Source organism: Streptomyces jeddahensis (assembly GCF_001642995.1).
Classification (GTDB): Bacteria; Actinomycetota; Actinomycetes; order Streptomycetales; family Streptomycetaceae; genus Streptomyces; species Streptomyces jeddahensis.
Map to the genome: position 1 here is coordinate 1 of NZ_LOHS01000207.1, position 10,799 is coordinate 10,799.

Below are 10,799 nucleotides of genomic sequence, written 5' to 3' on the forward strand. Positions count from 1 at the left end.
GCGGAGCCGCATATCGATACAGCCCCGCGCCCCTTTGGGGCGCCCACGCCCTCCCCGCCCCATGAAAGGCCCCCCAAGAACATGAAGACCATCAACCACTGGATCGGCGGCAAGCCCGTCGAGGGCACGTCCGGGCGCTTCGCGCCCGTCTACAACCCGGCCACCGGCACCCAGGAGAAGCAGGTAGCCTTCGCCACCGTCGACGAGGTGGACGCCGCGGTCGCCAGCGCGAAGGCCGCGTTCGAGAGCTGGGGCACCGCATCTCTCGCCAAGCGCACCGCGTTCCTGTTCAAGTACCGCGAGCTGCTGGACGCGCACCGTGACGAGATCGCGGCACTGATCACCGCCGAGCACGGCAAGGTGCATTCGGACGCGCTCGGCGAGGTCGCGCGCGGCATGGAGATCGTGGAGCTGGCCTGCGGCATCCCGGAGAAGCTGAAGGGCGAGCTGTCGACGCAGGTCTCCACCCGGGTCGACGTCGCCTCCATCCGCCAGCCGCTTGGCGTGGTCGCGGGCATCACGCCGTTCAACTTCCCGGCGATGGTGCCGATGTGGATGTTCCCCATCGCGATCGCCTGCGGCAACACCTTCGTCCTCAAGCCGAGCGAGAAGGACCCGTCCGCGTCGTACCTGCTGGCCGAGCTGGCCTCCCAAGCGGGCCTGCCGGACGGCGTGCTCAACATCGTCCAGGGCGACAAGGTGGCCGTGGACCGGCTCCTCGAGCACCCGGACATCGCGGCCGTGTCGTTCGTCGGCTCGACTCCGATCGCCAAGTACATCCAGCTCAAGGCCGTCGAGCACGGCAAGCGCGTCCAGGCGCTCGGCGGCGCCAAGAACCACATGCTGGTGCTGCCGGACGCCGACCTGGACTTCGCCGCCGACCAGGCCATCAACGCCGCCTACGGCTCGGCCGGTGAGCGCTGCATGGCCGTGTCGGTCGTGGTCGCGGTCGGCGACACCGGTGACGAGCTCGTCGGGAAGATCGCCGAGCGCGCGAAGGCGCTGAAGATCGGCCCCGGCACCGACCCGTCGAGCGAGATGGGCCCGCTGATCACCCGCGAGCACCGCGACAAGGTGGCCTTGTACGTCGCGTCGGCGGCCGAACAGGGCGCCGAGGTCGTCGTCGACGGCACCGGCTACACCGTGGACGGCCACGAGGAGGGCTTCTTCCTCGGCGTCTCGCTCCTCGACAAGGTGCCCGTCACCGCGGACGCGTACCGGGACGAGATCTTCGGTCCGGTCCTGTGCGTCGTACGAGCGGAGACCTACGACGACGCGATCAAGCTGATCAACAGCTCCCGCTGGGGCAACGGCACCGCGATCTTCACGCGGGACGGCGGCGCCGCCCGCCGCTTCCAGCTCGAGGTCCAGGCCGGCATGGTCGGCGTCAACGTGCCCATCCCCGTCCCGGTCGGCTACCACTCCTTCGGAGGCTGGAAGGACTCGCTCTTCGGCGACCACCACATCTACGGCAACGACGGCATCGCCTTCTACACCCAGGGCAAGGTGATCACCACCCGCTGGCCGGACCCCTCCGACGGCGGCATCAACCTGGGCTTCCCCAGCAACTCCTGAGGCCGCTGCAGCGCCGGGCGGAGCACACAGCCGCCCGGCGCCACAGACGGATGCATATTGTCCGGACAAATCGCCTGGCAGGGCTTCCTGCCGCTCCGACGGACGGATAACCTCCCCTCGTGACCCCTTCCGCGCCCTCCGCCTCCCTCGATTTCGCACTGGACCGCACGAGCCCGGTGCCGCTCTACTACCAGCTCGCCCAGCAGCTGGAGTCGGCGATCGAGCACGGTGCGCTGGCGCCCGGAAGTCTCCTGGGCAACGAGATTGAACTCGCCGGCCGGCTCGGCCTGTCCCGGCCCACAGTCCGGCAGGCCATCCAGTCCCTCGTCGACAAGGGCCTGCTGGTACGCCGCCGGGGCGTCGGCACCCAGGTGGTGCACAGTCAGGTCAAGCGCCCGCTGGAACTGAGCAGCCTCTACGACGACCTGGAGGCCGCAGGGCAGAGCCCCGCCACGCGCGTACTGCGCAACGAGGTGCAGCCGGCGTCCGCGGAGGTCGCGGCGGCCCTCGGCCTCGCCGAGGGAAGCGACGTCGCCGTCCTCGAACGACTGCGCTTCACCCATGGCGAACCGATGGCGTTCCTCTGCAACTACCTCCCCGCCGGTCTGGTGCACCTCGACACCGCGAAGCTGGAGGCGACCGGTCTCTACCGCATGATGCGCGCGGCCGGGATCACCCTGCACAGCGCGCGGCAGTCCATAGGCGCGCGCTGCGCCACCGTCGAGGAGGCCGAGCGCCTCGACGAGACCGAAGGCGCCGCGCTGCTGACGATGCAGCGCACGGCCTACGACTCCACCGGCCGCGTCGTCGAGTACGGCACCCACATCTACCGCGCCTCGCGCTACGCGTTCGAGTTCCAGCTGCTGGTCCGCTCCTGACAGGCCGAAACCCAGCCCATCGGTAAACGGAAGGCCTCTCACCGGCGTCGGTCACATATCGGCTGGGTAGCACTGCACTGCACTGCACTGCCGGGGAAGGGGGGCATTCTCTGCCTGCTCGTCGGCCAGCCCGGCCGTCCCCGGAGTCCGTCTACAGCTCCCGACCGGCAGGGGTAGGAAATGACGCATTCAGGGTCCGACGTAGCCATCGTGACCGGTGCCGCGAGCGGTATCGGCAGAGCAGCCGCCCTCCGGCTGGCCGACAGTGGCTGGGCCGTCGCAGCCGTCGACATCAGCGACACCGGGCTCGATTCCCTGGCCGACCGCGGCCCCAGCATCCGTCCGTTCGTCTGCGACATCACCGACCCGCAGGCCTTAGCCGACACGGTCGATCGGATCAGCAAGGAGATCGGTTCGCCGCGGCGACTCGTCCACTGCGCCGGGATCGCCGACCTAGGAAAGCTGCTCGACCAGGACCCCGCCGACACGCTCCGCCTGATGAACGTCATCTACGGCGGCACGCTCCGTTTGGTCCACGCCGTCGTCCCCGCCATGGCGTCCCGCGGCGGCGGCCAGATCATCCTGCTGGGATCCATCGCGGGCTGGGTGCCTGTACCCGAGGGAGGGGGGTACGGCGCGGCGAAGGCCGCACCCCACTTCCTCGCCGAGACCCTGTCGGCTGAGTGCCGCGAACGAGGCATCCACGTCCTGTGTGTCTGCCCGCCGGCCGTGGAGACCCCCATGCTGGATCGCATGCGCCGTGACGCGCCAGCCATGTTCGGGCCACGCCCCGGCCTGACCACCGATGCAGTGCTGGACTCGATGGACCGCGCCCTGGCACGAGGCCGATTGTGGGCCTTCCCGGGACGAGGTACCCACGCCATGTGGACGGCACGGCGCATGGCGCCAGGCGTCCTGAGCCAGATCATGGCCCGGACCATCGTTCGGCAGTGACCTTCGGCAGTGACCTTCGCGTGCTGCCCGCCGCAGGCGCTTCCCGGGTCACCCGTCGTACGTCCCGAGCACCAGCACCTGGATCGCCAGCACCGCCGCCCCCCGCGCCCAGTCGTGGAAGTCGGACACCTTGGTCTCCAGGACGACCGGGTCCGCCAGGGGGTGGCGGTTCGCGAGGATGGTCTCCTCGATGGCCGGGCCCGCGACGTCGACGAGGCCGATGCCCTCCCCGGCGAGCAGAATCTTCTGCGGCATCGCGAAGTTGGCGATCTGGGCCACCAGCGTGCCGAGGCCCCGGGCCGACTCGTCGATCACGCGTGAGGTCAGCGGGTCCCCTGCGGCGGCGAGCGCGAGGATCTCCTCGTACTCCACGTCCCGGCCGAGAGCCGCACGCACCTGGTAGCAGATGCTGGGGACGGTCAGCAGCGCTATGGCGCTGCCGCGTTCTCCGTCCGGCGTGAGCGGGCCGTTCGGGTTGACGATCCAGCGCCGCCCGATGCCCCGGCCGTCCTCCGCGGTACGGATGAGCTTCCCGCCGAGCACCAGGCCGTATCCGATGCCTGCCCCGATGGTGAGCACCGCGAACCGCTCGAGGCCCCGCCCCGCGCCGAACCAGGACTCGGCCTCGATCAGTGCCGCGACATCGTTCTCCACGACGACCGGAAGCCCGGTGCGCGCTTCGACGAGGTCGGCCAGCGGCACGCCGTCCCAGTCCAGGAAGAAGGACTCGACTACGACCGACCGGTCCCGGACGCGCCCGCCCACGCCGATGCCGACACCGGCCAGACGGGGGAAGGACCGGCCGAACTCCGCCGTCATCTCCTGCAGGAGTGCCGCGACCTGTTCCGGGTCGTGCGTGGTCAGCGGGCGGTCGTGGCGGGCGGCGATCTCGCTCCTGAGCGTGGTGACCACGCCGTAGACCATGTCCTCGGTGATCTTGAAACCGGCGAAGTACCGGGAGTCGGCGACGATGTCCAGGGGTTGCGAGGGACGGCCCTGACGGGTCCCGGTGGCCGCCGCGTCCTCCTCCACCAGCAGGCCCGACTCGAGCAGGGGCTTGGTGAGCCGTGTGAGGCTGCCGGCCGAGAGGTTCAGCCGCCGGGCGAGCTCGGTGCGGGAGAGCGGGCCGTGGATGAGGACCTCGATGGCCACGGATCGTTCGCCGGGGCTCAGCGGCAGCCAGCTGGCCGTACGAGTGCTCACGAGACCTCCCCACATTTTTCTGCCTCAGAAGTAATGCCCCTAGCCTAAGCGACTTGCATGCGATCGAAGAAGCATTGCGCACGGCCCTTGACGGCTGGATTCTTTCGCCTCAAAAGTAAGTGGGCAGAGGACGAGTCGAGCCGACGAGTCGAGCCGCAGACGAGGGAGTCACTGATGACTGTCGCCTCAAGCAGCCCGCCGTCGCGCCTGAGGGCGCGCGACGTAGGGGCACGGACGAAGCCGAAGGTGCGGGCCCGCGAACGGGACGGCGGCGGGCACGGGGACGGTCTCCTCGCGGCGGTCTTCATCGCCCCCGCCATGCTGGGGTTCCTGGTGTTCCTGGCCTGGCCCACCCTGCGCGGCATCTGGCTCAGCTTCACCCGGTTCAATCTGCTGACCCCGGCCGAGTGGGTCGGGCTCGACAACTACATACGCATGGTCAACGACCCCATCTTCTGGGGCTCGTTGGGTGTCACGGTCGAGTACGTCGTCATCAACATCGGCGTGCAGACCGTGGCCGCGCTGGCCATCGCCGTCCTGCTGCAGCGGCTGACTCAGTCGTCCCTGCTGCGCGGCATCGTCCTCACCCCCTACCTCATGTCGAACGTCGTCGCCGGCCTCGTCTGGCTCTGGATCCTCGACACCCAGCTCGGCATCGGCAACGAGATCATCAGCGCGATCGGCGTCGACCGCATCCCCTTCCTCGCCGACGAGACCTGGGCGATCCCCACCATCGCCCTGATCAACGTCTGGCGGCACGTCGGCTACACCGCGCTGCTGCTCTTCGCCGGACTCCAGGCGATCCCGAACGACATGTACGAGGCGGCCAAGGTCGACGGCGCGAGCGAGTGGCGGATGTTCTGGCGGATCACCATGCCGCTGCTGCGGCCGGTGCTGGCGGTGGTGCTGATCATGACCGTGATCGGTTCGTTCCAGGTGTTCGACACCGTGGCGGTGACCACGGCGGGAGGTCCGGCGAACGCGACCAACGTGCTCCAGTACTACATCTACGGCTCCGCCTTCGGCCGCTTCCAGTTCGGCTACGCCTCGGCGATGTCCGTCGCCCTGCTGGTCGTGCTGAGCGCGATCACCGTCCTTCAGTACCGGCTCACCCGGGCCGGCCAGACCGACCTCGGCTGACGGAAAGGAGACACCGACATGGCCGCCGTGACCACGACGACGACCGGAGTACGACCGGTCGGGCGCAGGTTCTCCCTCGGCCGGGCCGCCGCCTGGACCGTTATGGGGCTGATCGTTCTCATCACCCTGCTGCCGTTCTACTGGATCCTGCGCACTGCGCTCTCCACCAACGCGGGCCTCAACGCCGACCCTGCCAACCCGCTGCCCGTCGATCTCACCGGCACCGGCTTCGAGCGGGCCCTCGGTTTGCAGTCGGCCGAAGAGGCGGTCGCGCAAGGCGGCGCCGGCGGCGGGCTCGACTTCTGGCGCTATCTGCTCAACTCGGTGATCGTCTCGACGCTGATCACGGGCTGTCAGATCTTCTTCTCCGCGATGGCCGCGTACGCCTTCGCGCGGCTGCGCTGGCGCGGCCGGGACATGGTGTTCGGCCTGTTCCTGGCCGGGCTGATGGTGCCGACCATCTTCACGCTGCTGCCGAACTTCGTGCTCATCAAGCAGCTCCACCTGGTGGACACGCTCTTGGGGATCGCGCTGCCCAGTCTCTTCATGACGCCGTTCGCGGTGTTCTTCCTGCGCCAGTTCTTCATGAACATCCCCCGGGAGGTCGAGGAGGCGGCGCTGCTCGACGGCGCCGGAAAGGTCAGGATCTTCTTCCGGGTGATCCTGCCGATGGCGTCCACGCCGATCATCACGCTGTCCGTGCTGACGTACATCACCTCCTGGAACGACTACTTCTGGCCGCTGATGGTCTCCTACAGCGACAGCTCGCGGGTGCTGACCGTGGCGCTGGCGATCTTCCGGGCGCAGACCCCGGCGACCGGCGTCGACTGGTCGGGGCTCATGGCGGCGACGCTGATCGCCGCGCTCCCGATGCTGGTGCTCTTCGCCTGCTTCGCCCGCCGCATCGTCAGCTCCATCGGCTTCACCGGAATCAAGTGAGGGACGTGAAGATGCGACTTCGTACGCTGACCGCGCTGGCCGGAGCGCTGGCACTGTCCCTGGCGACCGGCTGCGCGAAGGGCGACTCCACGGGAGCGTCCGCGAACACGGTGACGTACTGGCTGTGGGACGCCAACCAGCTGCCCGCCTACCAGGCCTGCGCGAAGGGGTTCGAGAAGGAGAACCCCGGGCTGAAGGTCCAGATCACCCAGCTGGGCTGGAGCGACTACTGGACCAAGCTCACCGCCGGGTTCATCGCGGGCACCCAGCCGGACGTATTCACCGACCACATCCAGAAGTTCGGCCAGTTCGCCGATCTGAAGGTGCTGGAGCCGCTCGACGACCTGGACATCAAGGATTCCGACTACCAGCCGGGACTGGCCGCCAACTGGATCGGCCAGGACGGCCACCGCTACGGCACCCCCAAGGACTGGGACACCGTCGCACTCTTCTACAACGAGAAGATGGCGAAGGACGCCGGTCTCACCGCCGAGCAGCTCAACGACCTTTCCTGGAACCCCAAGGACGGCGGCACCTTCGAGAAGGCGATCGCCCACCTCACTGTCGACCGGAACGGCAAGCGCGGCGACGAGCCGGGCTTCGACAAGAACAACGTCAAGGTGTACGGGCTGGCCAGCAACGGCGGCGGCTTCGGCGACGGCCAGACGCAGTGGAGCCCCTTCACCGGGTCCGCCGGATGGAGCTACACGGACAAAGCCCGCTGGGGCACGAAGTACCAATACGGCAGCAAGACCTTCAAGTCCGTCATCAAGTGGTACTTCGGCCTGGCCAAGAAGGGCTACCTGGCCCCCCTCTCCGACTACAACATCCAGTCCAACCAGGCCAACACGCAGGTCGCCGCGGGCAAGGCCGCCGCCGCCTTCGACGGAGCCTGGATGATCTCCAGCTACAACGGCTTCAAGGGCATGGACATCAAGACCGCGCTCACCCCGGTCGGACCGACCGGCAAGCGCGCCACCATGATGAACGGCCTCGCCGACTCCATCACCAAGGGCGCCAGGAACAAGGAGGGTGCCCGCAAGTGGGTGGCCTATCTGGCATCCGACAAGTGCCAGACCGTCGTCGGCAAGGCCGGTGTCGTCTTCCCGGCCACTCCGGCCGGCACCGAGGCCGCCATCGCCGCCTACGAGAAGAAGGGCATCGACGTGTCGGCCTTCACCGAACCCGTGGCCGACAAGAAGCACTTCCGGACGTTCTCCTACCCGATCACCAACTACGCGGCGGACGTGACGGCGCTCATGATGCCCGCGATGGAGGACATCTACGGCAACGGCAAGCCCGTGAGCAGCCTCGACCAGACAAACGACCAGATCAACCTGATCCTCTCCCAGTGATCTCTCGACCAGTGAAGGGCACCCCACCCATGACGTTCTCCCTCGGCATCGTCGGCGCCGGGCAGTTCGCCGGCCAGTTCGCCAAGCTGTTCCACGCACATCCGGGCGTCGGCGACGTCTTCGCCACCGACCTGCTGCCCGAGAGGGCCGAGCAACTCGTCGCGGACGAGCGCCTGGCCGGGACCTACCCGTCGTACGAGGCGATGCTGGAGTCGAAGGCCATCGACGCGGTCGCCATCTTCACCCAGCGCTGGACCCACGGGCCCCTCGTCGTCCAGGCGCTGAAGGCCGGCAAGCACGTGTACTCCGCGGTGCCGATGGCGATCACGCGGGACGAGATCGCGGAGATCATCGACACAGTACGCGAGACCGGCCTGACGTACATGATGGGCGAGACCAGCCACTACAACCCGGCCACCGTGTACGCCCGCAACCAGATCGCGGAGGGCGCCTTCGGACGGCTCTTCTACGCCGAGGGCGACTACGTCCACGACATGGACCTGGGCTTCTACGAGGCGTACCAGTACAGCGGCGGCGAGAACTGGAAGGCCACGGCCAGCTATCCGCCGCTGCTGTACCCGACGCACTCGGTGGGCGGGGTGCTCGGCGCCTGGCAGACGCACGCGGTCAGCGTGTCCGCGATCGGTGTGCGGGACGAACGCGGCGACGGCGTCTTCGACCGGGAGGTCAGCCAGTTCGGCAACGACTTCTCCAATGCCACTGCCCTGTTCGAGGTCGCGGGCGGCGGAACGTTCCGCACGAACGAGTTCCGCCGCGTCGGCTACCCGTCCCACATCCGCGAATCGCGGTTCCGCTTCTTCGGCACGGACGGCAGTTTCGAGCAGCTTGCCACGTACAGCCTCTGGCAGGACAAGAAGGGGATCACGGACGTCACCGAGCACCTCCAGCCCAAGCCGACGCTGTCGCCGGACGACCCCTCGCTCCAGCACATCGCCCCGGCGCTGCGGGACGCCTTCACCTCGGGCTCGGCGCCCGTGCACGACCGGGCGCGGCTGCCCAGGGAGTTCGACCACATGACGAACGGCCACGAGGGGAGCCACCACTTCCTCGTTGACGACTTCGTCACCGCCGTCAACACGAGGACGCTGCCGCCGGTGAACGCCTGGGTCGCGGCCCGCTACACGCTGCCGGGGATCATCGCGCACGATTCTGCGCTGCAGGGGGGTGTCCGGCTCGAGATACCGGACTTCGGGGATGCGCCTGCGGTGTAGGCGGCGCGTTGCACATTCAGCCCCTCCGGCGTTTGAGGAGCGGGGGTCCAGGGGGCGGAGCCCCCTCGGCGGGGCGAAGGGACAGAGCCCCTGGGGATGGGACGGGTAAGGGCGGCGGGGGCGAAGACGGGGCCCGGGTTCCGGGCGGGTCCCCGGCCCGGGACCCTGAACGCAACTCACGCACCATCCGTACCTAGGGCCGGGCTTGTTCGCCGGAGCGCAGGCCGGAGAGCGGGCCGCCTGTCCGAGGACCCCGCCATCCCCAGGAGGTCGCGAGTTGAGTCACAAGCGAGTGCCCAAGCGGAAGGTCGTTCTAGCGGTGGGCGCGGCCGGTGCCCTGGTGGCAGCGGCCGTGCTGCTGCCCCAGGCCAACGCCTCACAGACGGACCCGGACCCCGGCCCCGAGGCGCTGAGCCCCGCAGCGGCGTCGGAGCTGGCGTCCCAACTGGCCTCCCGGCTCGGCTCGGCCTTCGGCGGGGCCTACTACGACGCCGACAAGGAGCAGATCACCGTGAACGTCGTCGGCAACGACGACAACGTCATCGTGCAGGCCGAGAAGGCCGGCGCAGCCGTGCGGAGTGTCCAGAACAGCCTCGGCACGCTGAAGTCCGGTGCGCAGACGCTGCAGCAGCGCGCCGGCATTCCGGGTACTGCCTGGGCCGTCGACCCCAGGACCAACCAGATCCTGGTCACGGCGGACCGAACCGTGACGGGTGACAGGTGGGACAGGCTCGAGTCCGCGGTGCGGTCCTTGGGCGAGGGTGTGGCCCGTATCCAGAAGTCGGCCGGCGAGTTCAAGACCTTCGCCGAGGGCGGTGACGCGATCTTCGGCGGCGGCGCGCGTTGTTCCCTCGGGTTCAACGTCACCACACAGGAGGGCAGCCCGGGTTTCCTCACCGCGGGCCATTGCGGCGTCGCCACGGAGCAGTGGTCCGATGCGCAGGACGGTGCCCCGATCGGCACCGTGCAGGCCGCGACGTTCCCCGGCGACGGAGACTTCGCGCTCGTCACGTACGACGACCCGGCGATCCAGGCGGCGAGCGCCGTCGACACGGGGGACGGGCAGCTCCTCGAGATCCAGCAGGCTGCCGAAGCCGCCGTCGGTCAGCAGGTGTTCCGCATGGGCAGCACCACCGGCCGGCGGGACGGCACGGTCACCGGCCTCGACGCCACCGTCAACTACCCGGAAGGCACCGTCACCGGGCTCATACAGACCGACGTCTGCGCCGAACCCGGTGACAGCGGCGGGCCCTTGTTCACCGAGGACGGCAGTGCCATCGGCCTGACGTCCGGCGGCAGCGGCGACTGCACCTCCGGTGGCGAGACGTTCTTCCAGCCGGTGCCTACGGCGTTGGCGGCGGTGGGGGCGCAGATCGGTGCAGCGCGCTAGCCGCTGTGCTCTGGGCGCGCTAGCTGCGGGGGCCTGTGGGTGCACCGCGTCTGCGGGCCGTCTTGGGCTGGGGCGCCCCCTGCCGGTGGCTGGGTCGGGGCCGCGCCGGGATGTATGTCCTCGGTCTGGCGCC

The 10,799-nt window shown here is 69.0% G+C and carries 9 protein-coding genes; 8 read left to right on the forward strand and 1 reads right to left on the reverse strand.

What is annotated here, in order from left to right; genetic code table 11:
• Window positions 1-81: 81 nt before the first annotated feature.
• The 3 genes from STSP_RS36395 (at window position 82) to STSP_RS36405 (ending at window position 3,407) form a co-directional block, all read left to right on the forward strand.
• Window positions 82-1,575, forward strand: coding sequence for a CoA-acylating methylmalonate-semialdehyde dehydrogenase (locus tag STSP_RS36395; protein ID WP_067285604.1), 1,494 nt, complete (start codon window positions 82-84; stop codon window positions 1,573-1,575).
• Window positions 1,576-1,694: 119 nt separating this feature from the next.
• Window positions 1,695-2,453, forward strand: coding sequence for a GntR family transcriptional regulator (locus STSP_RS36400; protein WP_067285606.1), 759 nt, complete (start codon window positions 1,695-1,697; stop codon window positions 2,451-2,453).
• A gap of 180 nt (window positions 2,454-2,633) precedes the next feature.
• Window positions 2,634-3,407: an SDR family NAD(P)-dependent oxidoreductase gene (locus STSP_RS36405; RefSeq protein ID WP_067285608.1), complete on the forward strand. Its 774-nt coding sequence runs from the start codon at window positions 2,634-2,636 to the stop codon at window positions 3,405-3,407.
• A 48-nt stretch (window positions 3,408-3,455) separates the two neighbouring features.
• Here STSP_RS36405 and STSP_RS36410 read toward each other — a convergent pair whose 3' ends face one another.
• Window positions 3,456-4,610, reverse strand: coding sequence for an ROK family transcriptional regulator (locus STSP_RS36410; RefSeq protein WP_067285610.1), 1,155 nt, complete (start codon window positions 4,608-4,610; stop codon window positions 3,456-3,458).
• Window positions 4,611-4,784: 174 nt separating this feature from the next.
• Here STSP_RS36410 and STSP_RS36415 point away from each other — a divergent pair, with 174 nt between their 5' ends.
• The 5 genes from STSP_RS36415 (at window position 4,785) to STSP_RS36435 (ending at window position 10,666) form a co-directional block, all read left to right on the forward strand.
• Window positions 4,785-5,750 (forward strand): carbohydrate ABC transporter permease, encoded by a 966-nt coding sequence (locus STSP_RS36415; protein WP_067285611.1) that lies wholly within the window; start codon window positions 4,785-4,787, stop codon window positions 5,748-5,750.
• Between the two features lie 18 nt (window positions 5,751-5,768).
• A complete protein-coding gene (locus STSP_RS36420) occupies window positions 5,769-6,689 on the forward strand; it encodes a carbohydrate ABC transporter permease (RefSeq protein WP_067285613.1) in 921 nt (306 codons plus the stop codon).
• An 11-nt stretch (window positions 6,690-6,700) separates the two neighbouring features.
• Complete coding sequence (locus tag STSP_RS36425; RefSeq protein WP_067285617.1) at window positions 6,701-8,044, forward strand: ABC transporter substrate-binding protein; 1,344 nt, start codon at window positions 6,701-6,703, stop codon at window positions 8,042-8,044.
• Between the two features lie 29 nt (window positions 8,045-8,073).
• Window positions 8,074-9,276, forward strand: coding sequence for a Gfo/Idh/MocA family protein (locus tag STSP_RS36430; RefSeq protein WP_067285614.1), 1,203 nt, complete (start codon window positions 8,074-8,076; stop codon window positions 9,274-9,276).
• A gap of 277 nt (window positions 9,277-9,553) precedes the next feature.
• A complete protein-coding gene (locus STSP_RS36435; RefSeq protein WP_067285616.1) occupies window positions 9,554-10,666 on the forward strand; it encodes a S1 family peptidase in 1,113 nt (370 codons plus the stop codon).
• The last annotated feature ends 133 nt before the right edge of the window (window positions 10,667-10,799 follow it).

Coding starts and splice junctions, on each gene's coding strand:
- STSP_RS36415 (WP_067285611.1), top strand. CDS start 4,785: ATGACTGTCGCCTCAAGCAGCCCGCCGTCGCGCCTGAGGGCGCGCGAC.
- STSP_RS36425 (WP_067285617.1), top strand. CDS start 6,701: ATGCGACTTCGTACGCTGACCGCGCTGGCCGGAGCGCTGGCACTGTCC.
- STSP_RS36405 (WP_067285608.1), top strand. CDS start 2,634: ATGACGCATTCAGGGTCCGACGTAGCCATCGTGACCGGTGCCGCGAGC.
- STSP_RS36420 (WP_067285613.1), top strand. CDS start 5,769: ATGGCCGCCGTGACCACGACGACGACCGGAGTACGACCGGTCGGGCGC.
- STSP_RS36395 (WP_067285604.1), top strand. CDS start 82: ATGAAGACCATCAACCACTGGATCGGCGGCAAGCCCGTCGAGGGCACG.
- STSP_RS36430 (WP_067285614.1), top strand. CDS start 8,074: ATGACGTTCTCCCTCGGCATCGTCGGCGCCGGGCAGTTCGCCGGCCAG.